Annotated in this window: 25 protein-coding genes and 1 tRNA gene; 15 read left to right on the forward strand and 11 right to left on the reverse strand. The window is 66.8% G+C overall.

The genetic code is table 11. From position 1 onward, the window contains the following. Positions 1 to 41: 41 nt before the first annotated feature. From gcvT to gcvPB, 4 genes are all read left to right on the forward strand, one after another. Complete coding sequence (gene gcvT, locus DM818_RS10215) at positions 42 to 1,139, forward strand: glycine cleavage system aminomethyltransferase GcvT (RefSeq protein ID WP_075936833.1); 1,098 nt, start codon at positions 42 to 44, stop codon at positions 1,137 to 1,139. Continuing rightward, positions 1,136 to 1,516 carry a glycine cleavage system protein GcvH gene (gcvH, locus tag DM818_RS10220; protein WP_075936832.1) on the forward strand — a complete coding sequence of 127 codons (381 nt, stop codon included), beginning with the start codon at positions 1,136 to 1,138 and terminating at the stop codon, positions 1,514 to 1,516. The genes gcvT and gcvH overlap by 4 nt, the downstream gene beginning before the upstream one ends. A gap of 292 nt (positions 1,517 to 1,808) precedes the next feature. Continuing rightward, entirely contained in the window at positions 1,809 to 3,137 is a 1,329-nt protein-coding gene (gene gcvPA / locus DM818_RS10225; protein WP_075936831.1) for an aminomethyl-transferring glycine dehydrogenase subunit GcvPA, read from the forward strand. Positions 3,138 to 3,229: 92 nt separating this feature from the next. Further along, the gene (gene gcvPB, locus DM818_RS10230) at positions 3,230 to 4,597 is read left to right on the forward strand and encodes an aminomethyl-transferring glycine dehydrogenase subunit GcvPB (protein WP_394329548.1); all 1,368 of its coding nucleotides are present in this window, start codon (positions 3,230 to 3,232) and stop codon (positions 4,595 to 4,597) included. 4 nt (positions 4,598 to 4,601) lie between these two features. Here gcvPB and DM818_RS15005 read toward each other — a convergent pair whose 3' ends face one another. Then, complete coding sequence (locus tag DM818_RS15005; RefSeq protein ID WP_172977316.1) at positions 4,602 to 4,778, reverse strand: DUF7838 family putative zinc beta-ribbon protein; 177 nt, start codon at positions 4,776 to 4,778, stop codon at positions 4,602 to 4,604. Between the two features lie 154 nt (positions 4,779 to 4,932). Between DM818_RS15005 and DM818_RS10235 the strand changes: the two genes are divergently transcribed. Further along, positions 4,933 to 5,367 carry a DoxX family membrane protein gene (locus tag DM818_RS10235; protein ID WP_079988865.1) on the forward strand — a complete coding sequence of 145 codons (435 nt, stop codon included), beginning with the start codon at positions 4,933 to 4,935 and terminating at the stop codon, positions 5,365 to 5,367. On the opposite strand, the gene DM818_RS10240 is transcribed toward DM818_RS10235, so the two are convergent. Further along, positions 5,351 to 5,743, reverse strand: a complete 393-nt coding sequence (locus DM818_RS10240) for a VOC family protein (protein WP_075936829.1) — start codon at positions 5,741 to 5,743, stop codon at positions 5,351 to 5,353. The two genes, DM818_RS10235 and DM818_RS10240, sit on opposite strands and share 17 nt — an antisense overlap. 86 nt (positions 5,744 to 5,829) lie before the next feature. Here DM818_RS10240 and DM818_RS10245 point away from each other — a divergent pair, with 86 nt between their 5' ends. Further along, the gene (locus DM818_RS10245) at positions 5,830 to 6,366 is read left to right on the forward strand and encodes a cob(I)yrinic acid a,c-diamide adenosyltransferase (RefSeq protein WP_075936828.1); all 537 of its coding nucleotides are present in this window, start codon (positions 5,830 to 5,832) and stop codon (positions 6,364 to 6,366) included. Between the two features lie 49 nt (positions 6,367 to 6,415). Next, positions 6,416 to 6,490, forward strand: a tRNA-Val gene (locus DM818_RS10250). Positions 6,491 to 6,852: 362 nt separating this feature from the next. Here DM818_RS10250 and DM818_RS10255 read toward each other — a convergent pair. Together DM818_RS10255 and DM818_RS10260 are read right to left on the reverse strand one after the other, a co-directional pair. Next, positions 6,853 to 7,461 carry a hypothetical protein gene (locus DM818_RS10255; protein WP_123124264.1) on the reverse strand — a complete coding sequence of 203 codons (609 nt, stop codon included), beginning with the start codon at positions 7,459 to 7,461 and terminating at the stop codon, positions 6,853 to 6,855. 74 nt (positions 7,462 to 7,535) lie between these two features. After that, positions 7,536 to 8,189, reverse strand: coding sequence for a hypothetical protein (locus DM818_RS10260; RefSeq protein ID WP_123124263.1), 654 nt, complete (start codon positions 8,187 to 8,189; stop codon positions 7,536 to 7,538). 132 nt (positions 8,190 to 8,321) lie between these two features. Between DM818_RS10260 and DM818_RS10265 the strand changes: the two genes are divergently transcribed. Together DM818_RS10265 and DM818_RS10270 are read left to right on the forward strand one after the other, a co-directional pair. Continuing rightward, positions 8,322 to 9,665 (forward strand): cytochrome P450, encoded by a 1,344-nt coding sequence (locus DM818_RS10265; protein WP_075936826.1) that lies wholly within the window; start codon positions 8,322 to 8,324, stop codon positions 9,663 to 9,665. Positions 9,666 to 9,701: 36 nt separating this feature from the next. Beyond that, positions 9,702 to 10,727: a hypothetical protein gene (locus tag DM818_RS10270; protein WP_075936825.1), complete on the forward strand. Its 1,026-nt coding sequence runs from the start codon at positions 9,702 to 9,704 to the stop codon at positions 10,725 to 10,727. A 12-nt stretch (positions 10,728 to 10,739) separates the two neighbouring features. Here the strand turns inward: DM818_RS10270 and sucD are convergent, their stop codons facing one another. The 4 genes from sucD to DM818_RS10290 form a co-directional block, all read right to left on the reverse strand. Further along, positions 10,740 to 11,612, reverse strand: a complete 873-nt coding sequence (sucD, locus tag DM818_RS10275) for a succinate--CoA ligase subunit alpha (RefSeq protein ID WP_075936824.1) — start codon at positions 11,610 to 11,612, stop codon at positions 10,740 to 10,742. Continuing rightward, complete coding sequence (gene sucC / locus DM818_RS10280) at positions 11,609 to 12,751, reverse strand: ADP-forming succinate--CoA ligase subunit beta (protein WP_075936823.1); 1,143 nt, start codon at positions 12,749 to 12,751, stop codon at positions 11,609 to 11,611. The genes sucD and sucC overlap by 4 nt, the downstream gene beginning before the upstream one ends. Positions 12,752 to 12,829: 78 nt before the next feature. Further along, positions 12,830 to 13,798 (reverse strand): ribonucleoside-diphosphate reductase, encoded by a 969-nt coding sequence (locus DM818_RS10285; protein WP_075936822.1) that lies wholly within the window; start codon positions 13,796 to 13,798, stop codon positions 12,830 to 12,832. A 108-nt stretch (positions 13,799 to 13,906) separates the two neighbouring features. After that, positions 13,907 to 14,575, reverse strand: coding sequence for a glycerophosphodiester phosphodiesterase (locus tag DM818_RS10290; protein WP_075936821.1), 669 nt, complete (start codon positions 14,573 to 14,575; stop codon positions 13,907 to 13,909). A 169-nt stretch (positions 14,576 to 14,744) separates the two neighbouring features. Here DM818_RS10290 and DM818_RS10295 point away from each other — a divergent pair, with 169 nt between their 5' ends. After that, complete coding sequence (locus DM818_RS10295) at positions 14,745 to 15,698, forward strand: quinone oxidoreductase family protein (protein ID WP_075936820.1); 954 nt, start codon at positions 14,745 to 14,747, stop codon at positions 15,696 to 15,698. Here DM818_RS10295 and DM818_RS10300 read toward each other — a convergent pair. Continuing rightward, a complete protein-coding gene (locus DM818_RS10300; protein ID WP_075936819.1) occupies positions 15,695 to 16,342 on the reverse strand; it encodes a hypothetical protein in 648 nt (215 codons plus the stop codon). The genes DM818_RS10295 and DM818_RS10300 overlap by 4 nt on opposite strands. A 94-nt stretch (positions 16,343 to 16,436) precedes the next feature. Between DM818_RS10300 and DM818_RS10305 the strand changes: the two genes are divergently transcribed. Together DM818_RS10305 and DM818_RS10310 are read left to right on the forward strand one after the other, a co-directional pair. Then, a complete protein-coding gene (locus tag DM818_RS10305; protein WP_075936818.1) occupies positions 16,437 to 17,984 on the forward strand; it encodes an acyl-CoA carboxylase subunit beta in 1,548 nt (515 codons plus the stop codon). Next, complete coding sequence (locus tag DM818_RS10310) at positions 17,981 to 18,220, forward strand: acc operon protein (protein ID WP_075936817.1); 240 nt, start codon at positions 17,981 to 17,983, stop codon at positions 18,218 to 18,220. The genes DM818_RS10305 and DM818_RS10310 overlap by 4 nt, the downstream gene beginning before the upstream one ends. On the opposite strand, the gene DM818_RS10315 is transcribed toward DM818_RS10310, so the two are convergent. After that, positions 18,217 to 19,806 (reverse strand): GMC family oxidoreductase, encoded by a 1,590-nt coding sequence (locus DM818_RS10315; protein ID WP_123124262.1) that lies wholly within the window; start codon positions 19,804 to 19,806, stop codon positions 18,217 to 18,219. The two genes, DM818_RS10310 and DM818_RS10315, sit on opposite strands and share 4 nt — an antisense overlap. An 89-nt stretch (positions 19,807 to 19,895) precedes the next feature. Between DM818_RS10315 and DM818_RS10320 the strand changes: the two genes are divergently transcribed. Next, positions 19,896 to 20,840: an alpha/beta hydrolase gene (locus tag DM818_RS10320; protein ID WP_123124261.1), complete on the forward strand. Its 945-nt coding sequence runs from the start codon at positions 19,896 to 19,898 to the stop codon at positions 20,838 to 20,840. Positions 20,841 to 20,850: 10 nt separating this feature from the next. Here DM818_RS10320 and DM818_RS10325 read toward each other — a convergent pair whose 3' ends face one another. Continuing rightward, entirely contained in the window at positions 20,851 to 22,425 is a 1,575-nt protein-coding gene (locus DM818_RS10325) for a class I adenylate-forming enzyme family protein (protein ID WP_075936814.1), read from the reverse strand. Between the two features lie 90 nt (positions 22,426 to 22,515). Here DM818_RS10325 and DM818_RS10330 point away from each other — a divergent pair, with 90 nt between their 5' ends. Beyond that, complete coding sequence (locus DM818_RS10330; protein WP_075936813.1) at positions 22,516 to 24,357, forward strand: acetyl-CoA carboxylase biotin carboxylase subunit; 1,842 nt, start codon at positions 22,516 to 22,518, stop codon at positions 24,355 to 24,357. A gap of 175 nt (positions 24,358 to 24,532) precedes the next feature. Continuing rightward, positions 24,533 to 25,990, forward strand: coding sequence for an amidophosphoribosyltransferase (gene purF / locus DM818_RS10335; protein WP_075936812.1), 1,458 nt, complete (start codon positions 24,533 to 24,535; stop codon positions 25,988 to 25,990). The last annotated feature ends 1 nt before the right edge of the window (position 25,991 follow it).

Raw genomic sequence — 25,991 nt, forward strand, 5'->3', positions numbered from 1 at the left:
GGAACCGAACGTATTAACGCTCGCGGCGAAACGGTCGATGTATGCCCCTTCGAACGCCGCCGTTGCGTGCGGTACACGCCGACCGAGGCGCGAAATTCACCGAGTTCGGCGGCTGGGACATGCCCGTCGAGTTCGACGGTATCCAGACGGAACACGCGGCCGTCCGGAGTGCGGCCGGACTGTTCGACGTCTCCCACATGGGTCAAATCGAGGTGTCCGGTCCCGACGCGACGGAACTGATGAATCGGCTCGTGAGCAACGACGTGACCGCCCTCGATGCCGGCGACGCGCAGTACGCCGCTATCACGGCCGAGGACGGGACGATGCTCGACGACACCGTCGTCTATCTGCTCCCCGACGGCGAGACGTATCTGTTCGTCCCGAACGCGGGCGGCGACGACGACATCTTCGACCGCTGGGTCGGCCACCGCGACCGGTGGAACTTCGACGCGACCGTCGAGAACGCGACCGAGGAGTACGCCATGTTCGCGCTCCAGGGTCCCGACGCGGTCGCGGTCGCCGACGACCTCGCGGACGCGGCTCTCGACGGTCTCTCGCGGTTTACGGTGACGGACGCGACGCTCGCCGGAGCCGAGTGTCTCGTCGCCCGGACCGGCTACACCGGCGAGGACGGCGTCGAACTCCTGGCTTCACAGACGGACGCCGAGACCGTCTGGAACGCCATCGCCGACACCGGTGAGGGGACGGTCCAGCCGTGTGGACTCGGGGCGCGTGACACACTCCGCATCGAGGCGGGGTTCCTGCTCGCGGGTCAGGATTTCCACCCCGAGACGAATCCGCGCACGCCGTTCGAGGCGGGCATCGACTTCGCGGTCGACTTGGACACCGAGTTCGTCGGCCGGGATGCACTCGCCGAGGCGACCGACCCCGACGAGCGATTCACCGGCTTCACGCTCACCGAGCGAGGCGTACCGCGGCACGGCTACGACATCGTCAACACCGACAACCACGTCGTCGGCACGGTCACCTCGGGCACGATGAGCCCGACGCTCGGCGAGCCGCTCGGGATGGGGTACCTCCCGACCGAGTACGCCGGCCCGGGGACGAACCTGCGGGTGGTCGTCCGCGGTAGCCAGAAGGACGCCCGCGTCCAGCAGCTTCCATTCTACAAACCATGAGCTTCGACATCGACACCGACTGTCGCTATCTGGAATCACACGAGTGGGTCCGCCCGGACGGAGACACCGCTCGAATCGGCATCACCGACTTCGCACAGGACGAACTCGGCGACGTGGTGTTCGTCGAGCTACCGAGCGAGGGCGACGACGTGACGAAGGCCGAGGAGTTCGGCGTCGTGGAGTCGATCAAGGCGGTTTCCGACCTCTATGCACCTGTCTCCGGTGCGGTCGTCGCGGTGAACGAGCGGCTGTTCGACGAGCCGGAACTCGTCAACGACGACCCGTTCGGCGACGGCTGGATGCTGGAGGTCGCCTACGAGGAATCGGACCTCGACGGCCTGCTCACGGCCGAGGAGTACCGCGACCAGACCGAGTAGCGACCACGTCCCCCGTCGCTGGATGGTGGCGAACAGACGGCTGGGTACGCGCGACGGGACGCCGTGCTACCGTCTCGGCCGTCGCGGGCGACTCGTTAGCCCATCGCCGGGAGTGGCGCGGCTTCCTACGTAAACGCTCACCCGAGAGTGCGAGTATCGCCCGAACCGGCCACGTTCGTGGATAGAGGACTCATTCTGACGCTCAGTGTAGCCGCAAACGTGTCTACAGAATCGGGGGTATCAAGAGTCGGGAGCCGTTACACTCGACAATGACAGACGCGGAGGGTTCTCGATGAGCGGTAGCCCGTATGCACCCCACACGACGAGCGAGACGACCGCGATGCTGGACGCCGTCGGCGTCGACAGCGAGGAGGCGCTGTTCGACATTCCGGAGTCGGTCCGCTTCGACGGCGAGTTCGGTATCGACGCGAAGAGCGAACAGGCCGCTCGCCGCGCCGTGGCGTCGAAGCTGGCCGACAACGACGACCTGACCGAGTTCCTCGGGCGGGGCCACTACGACCACTACGTCCCGTCAGTGGTCGACCACCTCGCCGACCGCTCGGAGTTCATCACCTCATACACGCAGTACCAGCCCGAGGTCGCACAGGGGTTCCTGCAGGCGCTGTTCGAGTACCAGTCGATGCTCGTCGAGCTGACCGGGCTCGACGTGGCGAACTGTTCGATGTACGACGCCGCTACGGCCCTCGGCGAGGCCGCGACGCTCGCCGACCGACTGCGCTCGGTGTCGGGCACGCGCGTGCTCGTCCCCGACCTGTTACACGAGGGTCGCCGCGGCGTCCTCGACAACTACGTCGCCGGCGGCGACCTCACCGTCGAGACGTACCCGACGACGGACGGAAACGTCGACCGCGAGGCGCTCGCCGAACGGGTCGACGAGACGACCGCGATGGTGTACGCCGAGAACCCGACCGTCCGGGGCACCATCGAGGAGGGTCTCGACACCGTCGGTGACCTCGCCGACGAACACGACGCGCTGTTCACCCTCGGAACCGATATCGTCGCGCTCGCGCTGCTCGAAGAGCCGGCGAGCGTCGGGGCCGACGTGGTCGTCGGCGACGGGAGCGCGCTCGGTCTCGGCTCCGCCTACGGCTTCGGACTCGGACTGTTCGCCTGCCGCGGGGACAGAGAGTTCCTCCGGCAAGTACCGGGACGACTCGTCGGCGCGAGCGAGGACAGCGACGACCGGCGCGCCTACACGCTGACGCTCCAGACGCGCGAACAGCACATCCGTCGTGAACGGGCCACCTCGAACATCTGCTCGAATCAGGCGTGGGTCGCACTCCGGACGGCGATGCACGTCGCCTCCCTCGGGCCGGACGGACTCGTGGAACTGGCAAACGACAGCGTCCGCCGCGCCCGCGAGACAGCCGCCCGACTCGATGCGCTCACAGGCGTACAGGCCCCGGTTCACGACCGCCACCACTTCCGCGAGTTCGTCGCGCGCGTCGACCAGCCGGCGGAGGCAATCGCCGCCGACCTCGAAGCCGAGGGGTACGCCGTCCACGCCGTCGGCGACCACGAGATTCAGGTCTGCGTGACGGAGACGAACGAGCAGGCACTCGACGGCTTCGTCGCGGCCGTCTCGGAGGTGGTTCGGTGAGCCAACAAGAAGAGCGGCCGGACGCGCAGTCGTCGACGCTCACCTTCGAGCAGGCGTCGTGGGTCGACCCCGACGGCGACCGCTACGAGCCGCTGCTCTCGGAGAAGGGCTCCGAGACCGTCGAGGTGGACTCCGAGCTTCCGGACGACCTGACGCGCGACTCGCTGGCACTCCCGAATCCGTCCGAGCCGGAACTCGCGCGCCACTACACCCGGCTCTCGGAGATGAACTACGGCGTCGAGTCCGGTCCGTTCCCGCTCGGCTCCTGTACGATGAAGTACAACCCGAAGTTCACCGAGGACCTCGCGGCGCGGTCGGACGCCTCGATTCACCCGGACCGCTCCGAGCGGAGCACGCAGGGGACGCTCGGACTCCTGCACGAGCTTCAGACGTATCTCGCCGACATCGGTGGCATGGACGCCGTCACCCTCCAGCCACCTGCCGGTGCGGCGGGTGAGTTCACGGGCATCCTCGTCGCGAAGGCGTACCACGAAGCCAACGGCGACGAGCGCAGCGAGGTCATCATCCCGGAGTCGGCCCACGGGACGAACTTCGCGACCGCCGCGATGGCCGGCTACGACGTGGTCTCGCTCCCCTCGAACGATGCGGGACGCGTCGACACCGAGGCGCTGGAGGCAGCACTCTCCGAGGAGACGGCTGCGCTCATGTTGACGAATCCGAACACGCTCGGCCTGTTCGAGCGGGACATCGAGGAGATCGCCGAGATGGTCCACGACGCCGGCGGTATCCTCTACTACGACGGCGCGAACCTGAACGCCTTACTCGGGCGTGCACGCCCCGGCGACATGGGGTTCGACGTGATGCACTACAACGTCCACAAGACGTTCGCGACGCCCCACGGCGGCGGTGGCCCCGGAGCCGGCCCGGTCGGCGTGACCGAGGAACTCACGGAGTTCCTGCCGGACCCACACGTCCGCGCAACGGAGACGGGCTACGAGACCTACACGCCCGACAGCTCGATTGGGAAGGTCCACGGCTACGACGGCAACTGGCTCGTCCTGCTGAAGGCCCACGCATACATCACCCGGCTCGGCGACGCGGGCCTCGCTGACGCGAGTGCGAAGGCCGTGCTCAACGCCAACTATCTGGCAGAGCAGATCGACTACGAGATCCCGTTCGGCCCCTTCCACCACGAGTTCGTCGCGTCGGCGGGCGAGCAGGACGCCGCCGACGCCGCAAAGCGGATGCTCGATTTCGGCGTCCATCCCCCGACGACGAAGTGGCCCGAAATCGTTCCCGAGGCGCTGATGACGGAACCGACCGAAATCGAGTCGAAGCGCACGCTCGACCAGCTCGCGGCGGCGTTCAACGCGGCGAGCGCCAGCGACACCGACACCATCGAGCACGCGCCGAGCCGCACCGCTGCCGGGCGTATCGACCAGACGAGCGCGGCGCGGAACCCACGGCTCTCGTGGCAGGCGCTCGAAGAAGAGGAGTAGTCGCTTACGCGGCGTTCGTGTCGACCGCCGTCCCGCCGTTCGCGATACGGACGAACCCGTACTCACAATCCGGGCAGTGCCACTTCACCTTCGTGCCGAGATGGACCTTCATCGCGGCCGCACGGTAGAACGTCTTCTCCTCGCCACACTCCGGGCAGTCGCGGTCGAGTTCGAGGCTCATACGCGTACTCTCGTCGCCGGCTACCTGAACGTACCGGATTCTGGCGTCGAGCGCCGATAAACGACATGTCGGGATACGAAAACTGCAGTCGGCTGTTTCTTGACGCCCGCCGTCGAATCCGTGGTATGCACGCCGCAATCAGACCGCTTTCGACATGAGCCGAGCCCATCGCCTCGCCGACAGCGTCGCGACCCTCGACCGACTTCCACTCGCGCGGCTCGCGCTCGCCGTGACGATTACCCTCGCCGGCGTCCACAAGCTCGTTGCGCCGGCTCCGTGGGACGCGATGGTCGTTCCGTCGTGGGCCGACCTGCTGTTGCCCGTCTCGGTTCGGACGTGGACGCTCGCGAACGCAGCCGGAGAGCTACTCGTCGGGCTCCTGTTGTTCACCGACCGCTACACCGCGCCGCTCGCGGCGTTCGTCCTCCTCTCGCTGTCGGGGACGCTCTGTTACATCGCGCTCGTCGCGGCGACGGGCGCGAGCGTCGGCGTTGCGACAGAACTGCTCGTCATTATCGCGATTCACGATATCGGACTCGCGGGGCTCGCTGCACGCGTTACGCTCGACGCGCTCACACGCGACTCTTGAGTTCGACCCGGTAGCCGAACGGGTCGCGCACGTACACCGCGCCCGCGACGCCCGTCGCACCGAGCGGCGAATCGAGTTCCGTCTCGATATCGACGCCGGCCTCCGTGAGCTGTGACTTCACCGCCTCGATGTCCTCCTCGACGACGATACAGAGGTGGTCGTAGTTCACCGCCTCCTGCGGCTCGAAGTCGTCGGTCGGCCAGAGGTGGACGACGCCCGTCGCGGAGAGGCGCACGTCGAAGAACGGCTTCTCGCCCGCCTCGTAGAGGTCGTCTTCGATTCGAAAGCCGAGCTTCTGCTCGTAGAACTCCCGTGCCGACTGTTTCCCGTCGGCCGGCACGTTCAGATTCACGTGGTCGATGTGGCTCGCCTGCATACCCGCCGTTGGAACGCGCCGGCAGAAAAGCTGTTCCGCCGCCGCCGTGGGTGCGAATTAAACCGCCGGCGGCCGTACCCCGACGTATGAAGGTGTACACCGGCCGCGGTGACGAGGGAATGACCGACCTCCGAGACATGTCCCGCGTCTCGAAGACCAGCTTCCGCATCGAGGCGTACGGCACCGTCGACGAGGCGAACTCCGCCATCGGCGTGCTCCGGCCCTCGGGGTACGACGACGTGGACGAACAGCTGCGCGAGATACAGAACCACCTCCACATCGTGCAGGCGGACCTCGCGACGCCCGACCCGGAAGACGAGGAGACGCCCCACCTCCAGCCGGAACACACCGAGTGGCTGGAGGAGCTTATCGACGGCTACGACGACGAACTGGAGCCGCTGGAGTCGTTCATCCTCCCGAGCGGGAGCGACGTGGGCGCACGGCTCCACCAGGCCCGCGCCATCTGTCGGCGCGCCGAACGCCGGTGTGTCGACCTCGCCGGCGACGAACCAATCAACGCCGAGGTGGTCGCGTATCTGAACCGGCTCTCCGACGCACTGTTCGTCCTCGCGCGTGTCGTGAACGCACGCGACGGCATCGAAGAGGAGTCGCCGCAGTACTGAGTCACCGAAGCGTAGTTCTTAAGCATAGCCACGGGGTACGAACGAGCACGGGTTGGTGGTCTAGTCCGGTTATGACACCTCCTTCACACGGAGGAAGCCGGCGGTTCAAATCCGCCCCGACCCATCCGTTTACTTCCTATCCCCTCAGTAGTGAATCGCAAGAGGGCAGTACATCGACGTTGCACCCCTCTTGCAACCCGTGAAGCTCCGAACGTCTCGCCGAGTGATGTCTGAGACGCGTCGACGAACAGACCCGTGGGTTCGACAGCGGGGGTTCCTCCCAGAACGGGCGAGGAGATAACGTGCCAGCGAGCACTGCGAGTGTGACGAACAGCGTCTGCTGAGAGCGGGCGACGAGGTGGCGGTAATCTGTCCGTTGTGTCGAGAGGACACGCTGGGCGGCTGTGTCCGGTTTTTCGGCCAGGTCGTCGCGCCTGTCATCTCTCAATCGAGCGGTTCTGAAAAAGGGCGTTCGGCCTGTGTGCGTTAGCTGCTCGTCGTGTTTGCCGTCCCGCTGCCGCTGGTGCTGCTCGCGACGTTGCTCACGGTCACGACGAACGTCGTCTGGAACATACCGGGCTTGGTCGCGAGCTGGTTCGACTGGCCGTCGAACAGGGTCACGTCGACGGTGAGTTCGACGGTCCGACTGTTGTCCCCGCCGTCGGTGTTGGCGTCGAAGTTCCCACCGTTGAGCATCCCACCGTTGTTACTCAACAGGCCAGCCGTGTCGAGCGTGTGGGTGACACTCCCCGTCTTTCCCGGCGTCGAGACGGCCTTCGTCGTCTGAATCGCCTGGCCGGTAGCCGTTGACGACTGGCTGTTCACGTCTGTCGAGGCCGTGACGACGTACTCGATTTCTGCCACGTCGGACTCCTGTCCGTCCCAGTCGATGGTGAACTCCGGTGCAATCTCCAGTGTCGTCAACGTCCCGTCGTTGCTCGAGGTCGACGTATCGGCTGCGGTGAACTCACCTGCGACCGCAGACTGGGAGCTGGCGGCGATAGCGCCGACGCCGGTCCCGGCAGCAACAAAAACGCCGGCGGCACTCTTCAGCACGGTTCGACGGTCGAGGACGGAGCGTTGGGGGGTGTCCATGCCACAGCCGACGCATGAGCGACGGATAAAACACGGGTGTCAGATGCGGTACCTGCCGGTCTCCTCTGCAGCCGCTACGTGAACGGCCCGTCGGCGAGCAGTTCGTCGAGACTCGCCTCGTCCTCGGTCGGCGGCGGCGAGTCAACCGGGTCGTCCGGCGATGGCGACTCGCTGGTGTCGGGCATCACCTCGACGACGGTGTCCTCGTGGTCCGCCGCCGCGAGGATATCGCCGACGACGGCTCCCGGAAGTTCGACGGACAGCACGGTGACGATACTCGCTGCCGCCCCGAGGTCGCGACAGTCGACTGCTGCGCGGTGGGCGCGCACCATCGCGGCCAACTGCTCGTCGGTGACGTTGAGCGTCGGCTTCAGCTCTCGCCACCGCTCGGCCGGGAAGACGACGGTGACGACGTCGTCGTCGACGGACACCGGCGTCACGAGGGTTCCGTCGGCGGCCGTCGCGGCGGTGAGCCAGCGGCCCAGCGCGGCGCGATTTCGCTGTGTCCACCGGTGAAGTCCATCCAGCAGTCGGACGAGCGAGGGTTCGCCGTCGGCGGTCTCGTCGTAGACGGCTGTTTCACGGGCTCGCTCGACTGCTTCCGGCGGGACGGGGGCGGCAAACGGCTCGACCGCGGCTCCCGGCTCCGGTGTTGGCTCTGGCGTCGAACGGTCGGAAAACTGGTCGCGAACTCGGTCCCTGAGGTGGGTGAACAGTGAGTCGGGCATCTGTAGGGGGTAACGTCGACGCGGGATAGATTCACCACAGCGACAGCCCAATAAATGTGTTGTGGTCACTGTGTCCTATCGCGGACAACAGCCGACGCAAGCCCCAAGCGTGTCTGCTCCTATACTACGGATATGCGGTCCATTCCGACACCACCCGACGCTGGTGTCATCGACGCGGTACGGTTCGGCACCGACACGTTCCGGTATCTCGACGGTATCCAGACCCGGTACGACGACGCGCTCCAGATTCCGATTCCGACGCGACCGCCGCTGGTCATCGTGACGAATCCGACGCTGGCGCGCGACCTGCTCTCGCGACCCGACGACTTCGGACGGGTCCCCGCCCGCGAGACGGACTCACTCATCGCCTCACAGGGGCTCGTTCAAAGCGAGGGCGAACTGTGGGAACAGCAACGCTCCGTCGTCGCGCCGGCCTTCTCCGGACGGCAGGTCGCGGCGTACGCCGACACCGTCGGCAGACGCGTCGAGGCGCTCGCCGAGGAGTGGGCCGACCGCGACGACGACGATATCGACCTCCACCGCGAGATGACGACGCTCACGGTCCGGGTCGCGACCGAGGTGTTACTCGGCAAGGACATCGGCCGCGAACGCGCCGTCGAGTTCCACGAGTGGATGGCGGTCGCCGGCGAGGAGCTGGAGTTCGGCATCGACATCGCCACGCCGGAGTGGCTCCCGACGCGCGTCTCTCCGGCCTTCCGTGAGGCCGCGGCCAACATCCGCGGGCTGGCGGAGGACATGATCGAAGACCGTCGCGAGTCGCTCGCGAACGGCGAGCACACCGGCCCGCCGGATATGCTCACCATCCTCATCCAGCGCGAGGACGACCCCGACGTGGAGTACCCGGAAAACCAGATTCGCGACGAGGTGGCGACGTTCCTCATCGCCGGCCACGAAACCACGGCGTTGAGTCTCACCTACACGCTCGCGCTGCTGTCTGACAACCCCGAGGTTCGCGAGTCGGTTCGCACCGAAGCACGCGGGGTCATCGGCGACGGCCCGCTCGACCACGACGACGTGGACCGACTGCCGGCGACACAGCGTGCCTACAACGAGTCGCTCCGGCTGTACCCGCCCGCGTGGGGGGTGTTCCGGCAGGCCAACCACGCGACCGACCTCGGCGACTACGACGTGCCCGACGGCGCGGCGACCATCGTCCCGCTGTGGTCGATTCACCGCGACGCGCGCCACTTCGAATCGCCCGACAGCTTCGACCCGAGCCGGTGGGAGCGGCGTTCGCCGACCAGCGTCGACGCCTACTTCCCCTTCTCGACCGGCCCACACGCCTGTATCGGGCGAAGCTTCGCGCTCTCGGGCGCGACGCTCGCGCTCGCGCGACTCGTCGCCGACTTCGACGTGGATGTGCCCCCCGGCGCGCTCGATGACCTCCGGCTCACGCCGACGCTGCGCCCGCGCGACGGCGTCCCGGCGACGCTCTCGACGCCCGACGACAGGTAGTGCGATTTAACAGCACGCGACGAGTTTCCCCGACCGATGGGGAGCGACATCGGAGGCGATGGACTGCGACGGTGGCTGCTCGTCACCGGGAACCGCCGAGCGGTAACCGTGTTTCTCGTCGTCTCGCTGTACGTCGCGATGTTCCCACTCAGCGTCTTCGACCAGGCCGGCGTCAACCCGATTTTCGGCGAGCGAAGCTCGGTCGCCGCCCTGTTGAACACACTGCTGTCGGGTGTCATCCTGCTCGTCTCCGTCGTCGTCTCGATTGCCTCGCTGTTCACCTCACAGGAGCTGTCGCCCGTCGGTCGCCAGCGCGAGCGCGTCGACTCCTCCCACGAGTTCCGCCACGAGACGGAGTCGATACTCGACCGCGAGGTGAGTCCCGTCCGACCGAGCGCGTTTCTCCGGGCGATTACGCAGGCGGTCCTCCAGCGGGCACAGGAGATTCGCGACAGCATCGACGGCGACGACCACGTCAAACCGGCCGACGATGAGCCAGACGGGCTACAGTCGGCTATCGACAGCTACGTCGACCGCGTGGCAGACGACACCGAACGCGTGAACCAGACGCTCGGCAGCGACGACACCGACACATTCGGGATGTTGCTCGCTGCCTTGGAGTACAACTACGCCGAGCATCTGTACGAGATTCGGCGGCTCCAGTCCGACTACGAGGACCAGCTCACCGACGAGACGAGCGAACTCATCGACGAACTCGAGGACGCGCTCAGGTTCTTCCTCACCGCTCGCGAGTACTTCAAGTCGCTGTACCTCGAACGGGAGTTCTCGAACCTGACGAAAGACCACATCTACGTCTCCTTGCCGACCATCGTCGTCGTCTCCTACGCCATTCTGGCGGTCGACCTCGAGGCCGTCACCGGAACGGCGTTCGGTCTCTCCTACATCCTGCTGTTTGCGGGTGCGGCCTACTCGCTCGCGCTCACGCCGTTCGTCGTCCTGACGGCGTACGTGCTCCGGGTGGCGACCGTCGCACGCAACACCGTCTCCTCCGGCCCGTTCATCTTGGCCCACGAGGAGGCGGACGTGGAAACGAAAGAGTAGCCGCGAGACCGCTTACAGGAAGTCTTCGATGTGGTCTGCGACCTGGTCCGGCGTGTCGCCGACCGGGACGCCCGCGTCGTTGAGCGCCTGGATCTTCGATTCTGCCGTGCCAGCGCCGCCACCGCCGGAGACGATCGCGCCGGCGTGGCCCATGCGCTTGCCCGGCGGTGCCGTGCGCCCGGCGATGAAGCCGGCCACCGGCGTGTCCATGTGTTCGCCGATGAAGCGAGCGGCTTCTTCCTCGTCTTCGCCGCCGATTTCGCCGCACATCGCGACCGCCTTCGTGTCGGGGTCGTTCTCGAACTGTTCGAGCGCGTCGACGAAGTCCGTCCCGATGATGGGGTCGCCGCCGATGCCGATGGCGGTGGTCTGGCCGATGCCGCGCTGCGTGAGGTTGTCCACGACCTGATACGTCAGGGTGCCAGAGCGGGAGACGAGTCCCACGTCACCCTCCGAGAAGATGTTCCCCGGCAGGATGCCGAGTTTCGCCTCGCCCGGCGTGATGATGCCCGGACAGTTCGGGCCGATGAGCCGCGTGTCGACCTCGCTGAGTCGCTTGTTCACCTTGGCCATGTCCTGCTGTGGGATGCCCTCGGTGATGGCGACCACGAGGTCGACCGGCGAGTCGAGCGCCTCCATCACGGCGTCGGCCGCGAAGGCCGGCGGGACGAAGACGACCGCTGCGTTCGCGTTCTCCTCGCGGGCCGCGCCGCGCACGGTGTCGTACACCGGGATGCCGTCGACTTCCTGTCCGCCCTTGCCGGGGACCGCACCCGCGACGACGTTCGTGCCGTACGCCGTCATCTGGCCGGTGTGGAACTTCCCTTCACCGCCGGTGATGCCCTGTACCACTACGCGCGTATCGTCGTCGACTAGAATGCTCATTGTTCTTCCTCCGCGTACTCGACCGCTCGCTGGACGGCCGAATCCAGCGTCGACTCAACAGTGACGAGGTCGGTGTTGAGAATCTCCATCCCCTCCTCGGCGTTCGTGCCGGCGAGTCGGACGACCACCTTCTTCGGAATCTCGTCGAAGGATTCCAGCGCCTCGTTGATACCCTTCGCCACCTCGTCACCGCGGGTGATGCCGCCGAAGATGTTGAACACGACCGAATCGACGTTCTCGTCGGAGAAGACCATGTCCAGTGCGTTCGCGACGCGTTCCGCCTTCGCCCCGCCGCCGATATCGAGGAAGTTCGCCGGCGACCCGCCGTAGTAATCCACGAGGTCGAGCGTCGTCATCACGAGTCCGGCACCGTTGCCGATGATGCCGACGTTGCCCGACAGGCGGACGTAGTCGAAGCCGTAGTCGTTCGCCTTGGCTTCGAGCTCGTCGCCCGCGGCCTCGTCTTCCATCTCAGCGAGGTCTGGGTGTCGGAACAGCGCGTCCTCGTCGATGTTCATCACGGCGTCCGCACAGACGACCTCGTCGTCTGCCGTAATCATGACGGGGTTGACCTCGATTTCGGTCGCGTCCTTCTCGTCCCAGAGGTTGTACAGCGTGGTGAGGACGTTCGCCACGTCCATGGCCACGTCCTTGTCGACGCCGGCCTCGAAGACGGCCTCCCGCGCCTGATACGGCTGGATGCCGAAGGCGGGGTCGATGTGGACCCGCTCGATGGCCTCGGGGGTCTCCTCGGCGACCTCCTCGATGTTGACCCCACCCTGCGTGGAGACCATCGCCACCGGCTTGCCGACGGTGCGGTCCATCGTCACACCGACGTACAGTTCGTTGACGAAGTCGACGGCGCTCTCGACGAGCACCTTGTCGACGTGGAGTCCCTTGAGGTCCATGCCGAGAATCGCGTCGGCGGCCTCGCGCGCCTCCTCGTCGTTGTCGACCAGCTTGATGCCGCCGGCCTTTCCGCGCCCGCCGACCTGTACCTGTGCCTTAACCGCGACCGGATAGCCGATGTCGTTGGCTGCAGCGACGACCTCGTCGGTCGTCTCTGCGAGCGTCGACTCCGGAACCGGGAGCCCAGCGTCGGCGAAGACGCCCTTCGCCTGATACTCGTGAAGTTTCATCTACCGAGCGAGGATTCTACCGACGCGGAGTTAGTAGTATCGAAACGCGAGTGAGAGAGCGTCGCGTGGGGCGGCGTCTCAGTCGTCGCCCGTCGCGCCCGCGTCCGCGCCGCCCTCGATATGGACTAACTCCTCGACGGGCGGAATCTCCGCAGTCGAGTCGGTGATAATCTCGATGCGGCGGGCCACCTTCTCGCTGGCGTACTCGACGAGCGCGTTCGGGTCCAGTCCGCCCTGTCCGCCGCCGGAGGCGTTCGGGTCCGGTCCGACGGCCTCGGCGACGAGCGGCAGCAGGTCAGACAGCGTCTCGTTCACGATGTCGGGGTCGACGCCCGCCTCGACGAGGTCCTGCACCTCGTGCATCCCGAAGCCGACGTGGCGACCCTCGTCGCTGCGGATGTAGCTGATTCCCTCGACCAACCCTTCGAGGTGGAGGTTCCCCTCCGCGCCGAGGTCCGGGCCCGACGGTGAGTAGGCCGCCTGAATCCCGTAGTAGCCCGTCTGTGCCAGCACCGACTCCACGGCGAGGTGGTAGTGGCAGTACGCCTCCACGAGCGCCTCGTCGGAGTCGTCCTCGAGCAGAGTGTGCATCGCGGCCTCGGTGCGGTCGAACAGCTCCTCGTAGCCGTCGCGGAAGTACCGCTCGTCGGTCGGCGCGGTCACCTCGAACCCCTTCGCCTCGGCGACGGGGTCGATGACCTCCCGCCAGTAGCGGTCGAAGAAGGCGGTGTGTTTCGCCTCCTCGTAAATCTGGGTCGTCACGAACATCTGCTTCTCGATGTCGTCGAGCCGCATACACAGCGGCGCGAGGTCCTCGGTGACGGCCTCCTCGCCGGCTCCGAAGGCGGCCAGCGTCCCGCGAAGCCCGTCGAACAGCGGCTCGGTAATGCCGCTCTCGATCAGCCGTTCGCGGTCCTGTTCGAGCAGTTCGTCGGCGATGTCCTCGTAGGGGTCCCAGTGGCGGTAGACGGCGTTGCGGAAGTAGCCCGACGCGAACGAGTCGGGGTCGAGACGGTGCGCTCGCGTGTCGTCGCTGTAGCGACTCATACCCCTGGGTTCGGGTACATCATGATAATCATTGTGAAACTTGGTACCGATTCACAAGAGTTTCCGGACGCGACGCCCCCGTCGGCCCTCCGGCCGCGTGGACCCCACTTACAGGCGGGCCTGCGGCATAATCCGTGGATGGTCGGCGACGACGCCGTCGACGCCCCACGATTCGAGCGCGGCGGCGTCGTCCTGACAGCCGACGCCCCACGCGTTGACACAGAAGCCCTCGTTGTGGGCGGTGGCGACGAGCCACCCGTCACACGTCTCGACGGTGGGATTCAGATACGCGCAGTCGGTTTCGCGGGCGAACTCCAGGCCGACCTCGGCGTCGCCGTCGAACCGGTAGGCGCGGGGCACCTCGGGCGCGATGCCACGACACCCTTCGAGTTCGTGGGCGATACCGGAGGAGACGGTGACGTGTACGTCGGCGCGGTCGGCGAGCCGGAGCGCGTCGTGGGCCAGCCCGATTTCGTGGAGGTCGAGCGTGACGCCGACCGACGGCGGGACGGCCTGCAGCGCGGCGTCGAGCGTCGGAATCTGCTCCTCGCCGAGGACGGTCAACGACTGTAGCTCCGAGAGGGTGTGGCGACACACCGCTCCCGTGCCGTCGGTGACGCGGTCGACGGTGGGGTCGTGGATGGCGACGAGTTCGCCGGAATCACACCGGCGAACGTCGATAGTGACCTCGTCTGCCCGGCGGCTCGCACGTTCGATGGCCGAAATCGTGTTTTCAGGGGCGGTCGCAGCGAATCCGCGATGTGCGATGAGCCGCATCTTACCAGTGACCACGTCCAGAGACGTAAATGGGTGTCGGAGAAATCGAGGGCTTCGGGACCGCTCGCAGCGGAATACACCGGAAACTGGTTTCGAGTTGCAGAAACATCTATACGTACTCGCTGACACGCCGACGAACGCTTTTGCCCCGGTCGGTCGAAGGGGGGCCATGCGCGCCGCACGCTATCACGAGCACGGAGGTCCCGAACGGCTCACCGTTGAGGACGTCGAGCGACCAGAACCCGCCGCGGACGAACTCCTCGTCCGGGTCACGGCCGCCGGCATCAATCCCGTCGACACCTACTTCCGGGAAGGGAGCTACCCGGTTCCGGAACTGCCGTGGATTCCCGGCTCCGACGCCGCCGGCGAGGTGGTCGCGGTCGGGAGCGACGTGACCGACTTCGAGACCGGCCAGCGGGTCTACGCGACCGGACTCGGACGCACCACGCCGGGCGCGTGTGCGGAGTACGCCGCCGTGCCGACCGACCTCGCCGCGCCGCTTCCGGACGGCGTCGGCGACGCAGAGGCCGCGGCGCTCGCGCTCGTCGGCACGACCGCGTGGCAGGCGTTCGTCCACCACGGCGACATCACCCCTGGCGACGAGGTGCTCGTCCACGGGGCAAACGGCGGAGTCGGCCACGTCGCCGTGCAGTTGGCCCGCGCGATGGGCGCAGACGTGACGGCGACGGCGAAGCCACGGTACCACGACGAGGTGGAGCGACTCGGCGCGGCGACGGCGCTGGACTACGCCCGCAGCGACCTCGCGAGTGCCCTCGCCGAGGTGTGTGAGCCGTCGCTCGTCCTCGGAACCGTGGTCGACCGCACCATCGAGACCGACGCCGAGGTGCTCGCCGACGGTGGCCGCATCGTCGCTATCGGCAACACGGAGCCGACGGTCGCGTTCCCGATGGGACCGGGCAAAGGGAAGGATATCCGACTCCAGGCGATGTCGATGTTCAACACGCCGGACACGAGCGCCGTCCTGTCGCGACTCGCCGGCATGGTGGCGCGGAATGATCTCGAGCCGGTCGTCGCACGCGAGTACGCGCTCGACGACATCGACGATGCACACCGCGACGTGCTCACCGACTCGGTGCTCGGAAAGTTCGTCGTGACGCCCTAAGAGAAGTCGACGTAGGAGGTGTCTTCACCGACGTTGTCCTTTCCCGGGGTTGGTGCCTCGTCGGCGACGGTCGCGGGGTCGGCCGGTTCGAGCGCCGCGATGGCGTAGTAGCTCGCCCCTTCGGGAATGTAGACGTTCAACTCGAGGTCGCGCTTCTCGCCGGGACCGACCTCGAACTCGCGGGACTCCACCTTCCAGATGGCGCGGTCGTACTCGTCGTAGAAGGCGAGCGATATCATCGCGTCCGAGCGCTCGCCGTTGTTGATGAGTTGGCCGTGGAGCGTGGCCTCGCCGGTGGTTTCAACGTCCGCCGTCTCGCCGTCTCGTTCGAGTCGCCCGTTCGCGACGTGGAGGGTGCGCGACGACTCCCTCCGTGCGTGTCTGTAGTTCGCGAACCGGTTTTGAATCGTCTTGGCCCACATCTCGGCGTCGTCGTCGACGTACATCAACAGCGAGTCGATGAGATGCTCTAACTCCTGAATCTGCGTCTCGCGGCTGTCCGGGTCGCGTGCGGCCAGTTCGTCGAGTCCCTCGCGGATCTCGTCGATGTAGCCGTGAGCGTCGGCGTCGTCCGTCCGGTTCTCGACGCGGTCGAGCACCGAACCGAAGTCGATAATCGGCGGGAGTTGCCGCTGTGCACTCATACCCCAACGTAGGGGCGCGCGCGCCAAATAGCTTACAGGAGCCTCGCCTCTCGGTGCCGGAAACCCTTTTTCGCCTCCCCTCACACCACGGACAATGACAATGGAGGACAAGCGGGACGAGCTCCGAGAGCGCAAGGAGGAAGCCCGCAAAGGCGGCGGTCAAGAGCGTATCGACCGCCAACACGAGAAAGGGAAGCTCACCGCGCGCGAGCGCGTCGAGTACTTCCTCGACGACGGCACCTTCCAGGAGTTCGATATGCTCAGAGAGCACCGCTCGACCAACTTCGACATGGACGAGACGAAGATTCCGGGCGACGGTGTCGTCACCGGCTACGGCGACGTGGACGGCCGGAAGGTGTTCGTCTTCGCGCACGACTTCACGGTGTTTGGCGGCTCGCTCGGCGAGGTGTTCGCCCAGAAGGTGTGTAAGGTGATGGACCGCGCCATCGAGACGGGCGCACCCATCGTCGGCCTGAACGACTCCGCCGGCGCGCGGATTCAGGAGGGAATCGACTCGCTCGCCGGCTACGCCGACATCTTCCACCGCAACCAGAAGGCCTCGGGCGTCGTCCCCCAACTGTCTGCCATCATGGGACCGTGTGCCGGCGGTGCTGTCTACTCGCCCGCAATCACCGACTTCATCCTGATGGTCGAGGAGACGAGCCACATGATGATTACCGGCCCGGACGTCATCGAGACGGTCACGGGCGAGGAGGTCACCTTCGAGGAGCTCGGCGGCGCGGGGGTCCACACCTCGGAGTCGGGGGTCGCGGACTTCGCCGCCGTCGACGAGGAGGCCGGACTGGACACACTCCAGCGGCTTCTCTCGTATCTCCCGCAGAACAACATGGAGAATCCGCCGCGCGTCGAGCCGTGGGACGACCCGGACCGCGACGCCGACGTGACGGGTATCGTCCCCGACGAGCCACAGAAGCCGTACGACATCGTGGACGTCATCGAGGGGACGATGGACGAGGGGAGCTTCTTCGAGGTGGCGGAGGCGTACGCCCGGAACCTCGTCACCGGCTTCGCCCGCCTCGACGGTCGCTCGGTCGGCATCGTCGCGAACCAGCCGCGATTCAACGCCGGCACGCTCGACATCCAGTCGTCCCAGAAGGGCGCGCGGTTCGTTCGCTTCTGTGACGCGTTCAACATCCCCATCGTGACGCTCGTGGACGTGCCCGGCTTCATGCCCGGCAAGGACCAGGAGCACGGCGGCATCATCAAACACGGCGCGAAGCTGCTGTACGCGTTCTCGGAGGCGACCGTCCCACTGATGACCGTCATCACGCGGAAGGCGTACGGCGGGGCCTACGACGTGATGGCCTCGAAGCATCTGGAGGCCGACGTGAACTACGCGTGGCCGACGGCCGAAATCGCCGTGATGGGACCACAGGGCGCGGTCAACATCCTCTATCGCGAGGAACTGGAGGACGCGACCGACGTGGAGGCGCGCCGCCAACAGCTCATCGACGAGTACCGCGACGCGTTCGCGAACCCGTACACGGCCGCCGAACGCGGCTTCGTGGACGACGTGCTCGAACCCGAGGAGACGCGCCGCCGGCTCATCGCCGACCTGGAGATGCTGTCCGGCAAGCGCAAATCGAACCCCGACCGCAAACACGGCAACATCCCGCTGTGAACCCAGAGTTCGTCCCCGAGTCGGCAGACGAGGAGGAGGCCGCCGCCATCGTCGCGGCCGTCTCCGCGCACCTCGCCGCCGAGGAGAGCGAGGAAGCCGAATCGGTCGAGACGTGGGACGGCAAGCGGTGGGCGTTCGCCGCCCGAACCGAGTCCGTCTCCGGGCGCGCGCTCCGACCGACCGACGGTACGCCCACGGACGCGTGGACTGCAGCCGGACGCGACGACCGGCTCTAAGTGCCAATCAGGTCGGCCGCCTTCTCCGCAATCGCGTACGTCGGCGCGTTCGTGTTCCCGCTCGTCAGCGTCGGCATCACGCTCGCGTCGACGACGCGCAGCCCTTCGACCCCGTGGACGGTGAGTTCATCGTCTACGACGGCCATGCTGTCGTCGCCCATCTTGCAGGTGCCGACCGGGTGGTAGACCGTGTGGGCGTGTTCGCGAATCGACTCCAGAATCTCCTCGTCGGTCTGGGCGTCGGGACCGGGGGTGAGTTCGCGCTCGCTCAACTCGGCGAGCGGTCCGTCCGAGACGATGTCGCGAACCGCGCGAATCCCGGCGACCAGCGTCTCGCGGTCGCGTTCCGTGGCCAGATAATTGGGGTCAATCTCGGGGGCTGTGAACGCGCTCGGGGAGGCGAGCCGGATTTCCCCGCGGCTCTCGGGGTTCACCTGCGTCGCGGCGAGCGCGAAGGCGTTGTCGACCGGCGGCTCTGCGAAGCCGTGGTCGAAGAAGTAGCCCGGCCCGAAGTGGAACTGCACGTCCGGCTTCCCGTCGGCGAGGTCGGTGTGGATGAACCCGCCCGCCTCCGCGACGTTCGAGGTGAGCGGCCCGCGCTTGAGGAGGAACCACTTCGCGACGTTACGGAGCCGTTCGGCGTTTTCGAGCGTATCCGTCGTCGATGTCTCGAAGGTGGTCGGCGCGAAGAGGTGGTCCTGCAGATTCTGCCCGACGCCCGGCGAGTCGTGGACGACCTCGATACCGTGGTCGGTGAGGTGGTCGGCCGGCCCGACACCCGACAACATCAGCAGCTTCGGGCTGTCGATGGCCCCGGCCGAGAGCACGACCTCCTCGCTGGCGTCGGCGACGAGCCGGCGGCCGTCGTGGTGGTACTCCACGCCAGTCGCCTGCGTGCCGTCGAACCGGACGCGGCTCACCTGCGCCTCGGTCGTGGCCGTCAGGTTCGGCCGGTCGAGCACTGGCTTCAGATAGGCGTCGGCGGAGCTGTGGCGTTCACCGTCCTTCTGCGTGACGTGGTACTGGCCGACGCCGACCTGCTGGCTCCCGTTGAAATCGGGGTTGTGCTCGTAGCCCGCCTCGATAGCAGACTGGACGAACGCCTCCGAGAGTGGCCGGGGCGAGCGCACGTCCGTGACGTTGAGTTCGCCCTCGGTGCCGTGGTACGCCACGTCGAGCCGGTCGCTGTCGGCGTGTTCTCCGTGCTTGAAGTACGGGAGGAACTCCTCGTAGCTCCAGCCGTCGTTCCCCTCGGCGGCCCACCCGTCGTAGTCGTCGGGGTGGCCGCGGATGTATATCATCGCGTTGATGGAACTCGACCCGCCGAGCGTCCGGCCGCGGGGCCAGTAGAGTTCGCGGTCGTGCAGCTCCGACTGTGGCGTCGTCGTGTAATCCCAGTCGTACTCGCTCTTGAACAGGTCCGAGAAGCCGGCGGGAATCCGGATGTTCCGGTCGTCGTCTGGCCCACCGGCTTCGAGCAGCAGGACGGTCGTCTCCGGGTCGGCCGAGAGGCGGTTCGCGAGCAGACAGCCCGCGGAGCCGGCGCCGACGATGATGTAGTCGTAGGTCGCAGTTCGTGTTGGCATAGCTACGTCTGTGTAGCCGCGGGCATAGGTATTGTCCCGACGCGGTGGGGTGACGACAGATTGATGTGACGTGTCACACCACAGCCCGTATGCGCGCAGACGAGCCACACCCCGACGTACAGCAGATTCTCGCGGCCGTCGAGGCGGCCGACACACAGCCGCTCGCGAAGTACGGCGACGCCGACGTGGCCCGGGAGGTGTCGGCGCGGATGCGGGCCGACGCCGACGGGCCCGACCTCGCGAGCGTCGAAAATCGTACCGTCCCGGGACCCGACGGCGACATCGAGATTCGCATCTACAGTCCCGAGACCGAGGGTCCGGTCCCGACGGTCGCGTACTTCCACGGCGGCGGCTGGGTCATCGGCGACTTGGAGAGCCACGACCTCGTCTGCCGGCATCTCGCCCGCGAGTCGGGGTGTGTCGTCGTCGCGACCCACTACCGGCGCGCGCCCGAACACCCGTATCCGGCGGCCTTCGAGGACAGCTACGCCGTGCTCGAATGGGTCGCCGCCAACGCGGACGCGGTCGGCGGCGACGGCCGACTCGCCGTGGCCGGCGACAGCGCGGGCGGGAATCTCGCGGCCGCCGCCACGCTCCGCGCCCGCGACGAGGACGGCCCCGACATCGACTACCAACTGCTCGTCTACCCCTCGGTCACGCAGACAACCGACTGGGAGTCTCGCGAGCAGAACAAGGAGGGGTATTACCTGACCGAACCGGACATGGAGTGGTTCGGCGAGAGCTACTTCCACACCGCCGACGACGACGACCCGTACGCCCACCCGCTGCACGCCGATTCCCACGCCGACCTCCCGCCGGCGACCGTCATCACGGCCGGCTTCGACCCGATTCGCGACGAGGGCATCGCCTACGCCGAGACGCTCGAAGACGCCGGCGTCGCCGTCGAACACCACCACTATCCGGAGATGATTCACGGCTTCTACACGATGCTCGCCGGACAGGCGAATCTGGCGGCGGGCCACGACGCCATCGAGAAGAGCGCCGCGGACTTGCGGGCCGCCTTCGAGCTGTAACGACTCGTCGCTACTCGTCGGTCAGCTTGTACTTCTGGATCTTTCCCGACGCGGTTCGGGGGAGTTCGGCGACGAACTCCACCTCGCGGGGATGTTTGTACGGCGCGATGTTGTCGAGCGAGAACTGCTGTATCTCGTCGGCCGTCACGCCCGGATTCCCCGGGTCGCCGTTCGCCGGGACGACGAACGCCTTCACCGTCTCGTTGCGGCGTTCGTGCGGAATTCCGACGACGGCCGCCTCCCGGACGGATTCGTGTTCCGCGAGCAGATTCTCCACCTCGCTCGGGTAGACGTTGTAGCCGGCCGTCACGATGACGTGTTTCTTCCTGTCGACGATTTCGTAGTACCCCTCCTCGTCGCGGCGGCCGATGTCGCCGGTGCGGAAGAAGCCGGCGTCGGTGAACGCCTGCTCGTTCGCCTTCGGGCGGTTGTGGTAGCCGTCCATCACCTGCGGCCCGCGGACGAGAATCTCGCCCGTCTCGCCCAGCGGCACCTCGTCGCCGTTGGAGTCGACGATGCGACAGTCGGTGTGGCGCGCCGGTTGGCCGACGGTGCCGTGACGCGGCCCGTAGAGCGAGCCGACCTGCGTGTGGGTCGACCCGGTGGTCTCAGTCAGCCCGTACCCCTCCTTGATGGCGACGCCGGCGGTTTCCTCGAAGGCGTCCTGCACTGCACCCGTCAGCTTCGCGCCCCCTTCCGAGGCGGTGACGAGCGAGGAGAGGTCGTAGTCGCCGAAGCTGTCGTCGTCGACCATGTCGGCGTACATGGCGGTGACGCCGATGAACGAGGAAATCTTCTCTCGCTCGATGGTGGCCATCGCCTCCTTGGCGTCCCAGTTGGCTGCACTTCGGATGTACAGCGTTCCCCCGCGAGCGAGCGGCTGGAGCGCCGTGTGGACGAAGCCGGTGATGTGGTACAGCGGCAGCCAGACGAGGCTGTTCTCCTCATCTGGAGTGAGGTCGTCGGACCGGACGGCAATGTTGGTGAGCAGTTGTGCGCGGATGTTGTCGTGGGTGAGCCGGACCCCCTTCGGCTGGCCGGTCGTGCCGGAGGTGTACGGCATCGAGGCGATGGCGTCACCGTCCAGGTCGACGGTGGTCGGCTCCCCGCGCACGTCGTCGAAGTGGGTGTCGCCCTCGGGCATCGCCTCCCGGTCGCCCACGGTGATAACGGCGGGGTCGCCGTCGATATCGTCGATGGCCTCGCCGAGATGCTCGCGGAGGGCGACGTGGGTGATGACCGCCGCGGCGTCAGTGTCGGTGAGCTGGTGGACGAGCTCTCGCGAGCGGTACTGCGGATTGACGGGCGAGACCGGCGAGCCGGCCCGGAAACAGCCCAGCGACGCGATGACGTACTGCGGGCAGTTGGGGAGATACAGCATGACGGGCTCGGTCTCCTCGACGCCCAACTCGCGAAGCCCACCGGCGAAGGCGCTGCTGACGGCCTGTAGCTCCTCGTGTGTCACTTCCTCGCCGTGGGATTCGAGCGCGGGGGCGTCACCGCGGACGGCCGCCGTCTTGTCGTACATCCGGGCGACGTTCCCGCCGTGGACCGTGTCGCCGAAGGTGTCCAAATCGAGATGCATACCAGAGTAGCCTCCTCGGTCTATGGTAAATGTTGTCCATCGACACGAGGGACCGACAGAGTAAGGTGGACTCCGGGGGCATCCCCGTGCATGTTCGAGAAGGTACTCGTCGCGAACCGGGGCGAGATCGCGGTGCGCGTGATGCGCGCCTGCGAAGACCTCGGTATCGAGACGGTCGCAGTGTACAGCGATGCCGACAAACACAGCGGCCACGTCCGGTTTGCCGACGAAGCGTACAACGTTGGACCCGCCCGCGCGGCCGACTCGTATCTCGACCACGAGGCGGTCATCGAGGCCGCGAAGAAGGCGGGAGCCGACGCCATCCACCCCGGCTACGGCTTCCTCGCCGAGAACGCCGAGTTCGCCGGCACGGTGCAGGACACCGAGGGCGTCACCTGGGTCGGTCCCGACGCCGACTCGATGGAGCAGTTGGGCGAGAAGACGAAGGCTCGCCAGCTGATGGACGCCGCCGACGTGCCGATCGTCCCCGGGACGACCGACCCGGTCACCGAGCCGGCGGAGGTCACCGACTTCGGCGACGAGTACGGCTACCCCGTCGCTATCAAGGCCGAAGGTGGCGGTGGCGGCCGCGGGATGAAAGTCGTCCACAGCGCCGACGAGGCAGCCGACCAACTCGAATCCGCCAAGCGCGAGGGCGAGGCGTACTTCGACAACGACTCCGTCTACCTCGAACGCTACCTCGAGAATCCGCGCCACATCGAGGTGCAGGTGCTCGCCGACGAGCACGGCAACGTCCGGCATCTCGGCGAGCGCGACTGCTCCCTGCAGCGAAGACACCAGAAGGTCATCGAGGAAGGCCCGTCCGCCGCCCTCTCGGACGAGCTTCGCGAGCAGATCGGCGAGGCCGCGCGCCGGGGCGTCGCCGACTCCGACTACGTCAACGCCGGCACCGTCGAGTTCCTCGTCGAGGAGGACCCCGACCGCGAGGCCGGCGAGGTGCTCGGTCCCGACACCGGCTTCTACTTCCTCGAAGTGAACACCCGGATTCAGGTCGAACACACCGTCACGGAGGAGCTGACGGGCATCGACATCGTGAAGTGGCAACTGCGGGTCGCCGACGGCGAGGAGATTAGCTTCTCACAGGAGTCCGTCGAACTGGAGGGCCACGCGATGGAGTTCCGCATCAACGCCGAGGACGCGACCGACGACTTCGCGCCCGCACAGGGCGGCTCGCTCGACGTGTACGACCCGCCGGGTGGCATCGGCGTCCGGATGGACGACGCACTCCGGCAGGGTGACGACCTCGTCACCGACTACGACTCGATGGTCGCGAAGCTCATCGTCCACGGCGAGGACAGAACAGAGTGTATCGCCCGCTCGAAGCGCGCGCTCCGCGAGTACGACCTCGAAGGCATCGTCACCATCGTCCCGTTCCACCTCGCGATGCTCGACGACGCGAAGTTCGTCGCCAGCACGCACACCACGAAGTACCTCGACGACGAAATCGACCGCTCCGTCTTCGACGAGTACCAGACGAAGTACGGCACCGAGACGAGCGCGGGCGACGACGAGGAGAGCGAAACCGTCACCCGCGAGTTCACCATCGAGGTGAACGGCAAGCGCTTCGACGTCGACCTCGAAGAGGAGGGAGTTCCGACACAGACTGCCTCGCGACCGGCTCCGGCGGGCGGTGACTCGGGCGGGTCCGGTGGCTCCGACGACGGCTCCGCCCGCGAGGAGCCGAGCGTCTCCGCCGACGGCGAGGTCGTCACCGCGGAGATGCAGGGGACCGTCATCGACATCGAGGTCGAGGAGGGCGACGACGTGGCTGCCGGCGACGTGCTGCTCGTGCTCGAAGCGATGAAGATGGAAAACGACGTGGTCGCGGAGTTCGGCGGCACCGTCACCGAGGTCGCCGTCGAGGACGGCCAGTCCGTGAATCAGGGCGACGCGCTCGTCGTGCTGGACTGATAGCGACCCCGTTTTCGCCGGACGCTCTTGAACCGGTAGCCCCGACTGTGGTGGGCACAAATCAAGCCACCCGGTCACACGATACAATTCATATTCGTGCATACTCACTCGGAATGTAGCGGCGAGGCTACGCACAACCACGGTACTTTTGTCCTGTCGCCGGAACACTCGGGTAATGACGCGGGAGCTCTCAGGGCCGCGCGAGAAGTGTGGCGTCGTCGGCGTATCGCTCGCCGACCGCGCCGCAGCACGCCCTCTCTACTATGCACTGTACGCGCTCCAGCATCGCGGACAGGAGTCGGCCGGCATCGTCACCCACGACGGGTTCCAGCAACACGACCACGTCGAGATGGGGCTCGTCGGGGACGCCTTCGAGGAGTCGGACATCGAGGGGCTGGCGGGCAGCGTCGGCATCGGTCACGTCCGGTATCCCACGGCTGGGAGCGTCGACACCTCCTGTGCGCAACCGTTCTCCGTCTCGTTCAAATCCGGCTCGCTCGGCTTATCACACAACGGCAATCTCGTCAACGCCGGGGAGATTCGCGACGAACTCGCGGGCGAGGGCCACGCCTTCACCTCCGACGGCGACACCGAGGTCATCGCCCACGACCTCGCGCGGAACCTCCTCGAAGCCGATCTCGTGCGCGCCGTCAAGCGAACGATGGAGCGGATTCACGGCTCCTACGCGCTGACGATCACCCACGACGACACCGTGCTCGGGGTGCGCGACCCCGAAGGGAATCGCCCGCTGTGTATCGGGAAACTCGACGACGGCTACATCCTCGCGAGCGAGTCGGCGGCCATCGACGTGCTCGACGGCGAACTCGTGCGCGACGTGCGCCCGGGCGAACTCGTCGTCCTCGACGACGACGGGGCCGGCTTCGAGTCGTATCAGCTCGTCCAGCAGGACCAGACCGCCCACTGTTTCTTCGAACACGTCTACTTCGCGCGCCCGGATTCGCGCATCGACGGCCAGCTCGTGTACGACGTGCGCCGCGAACTCGGCCGGAAGCTCTGGGAGGAGTCGGGCGTCGACTCGGACGTGGTGATGCCGGTCCCCGACTCGGGGCGGGCGTTCGCGTCGGGCTACGCCGAGGCCGCACAGGACGACGGCGCGGGCGTCGAGTTCGCCGAGGGGCTGATGAAGAACCGCTACGTCGGGCGCACGTTCATCATGCCGACACAGGACGCCCGCGAGCGGGCGGTTCGGCTGAAGCTGAACCCGATTCGCGACGTGGTCGAGGGGAAGACGGTCACCGTCATCGACGACTCCATCGTCCGCGGAACCACCTCCCGGCAGTTGGTCGAACTGCTGCGGGACGTTGGAGCCGAGGCGGTGAACTTCCGTGTCGGCGCGCCGGCCATCATCGCTCCCTGCTACATGGGTATCGACATGGCGACCCGCGAGGAACTCATCGCGGCGGACCGCTCCACCGAGGAGATTCGCGACGAAATCGGCGCGGACTCGCTCTCGTATCTCTCGATTGACGCCGTCGCCGCCGCGCTCGATGCCAGCGACGTGGACCTCTGTCTCGGCTGCGTCACCGGCGAGTACCCGTACGACATCGACGGCGAGCCGACGGACCGCGACGTGGAGCGGCCGAACATCGGAGCCGCGCTCGCCGACGACTGAC

Origin of the sequence: Halosegnis longus (assembly GCF_009663395.1) — an archaeon.
Classification (GTDB): Archaea; Halobacteriota; Halobacteria; order Halobacteriales; family Haloarculaceae; genus Halosegnis; species Halosegnis longus.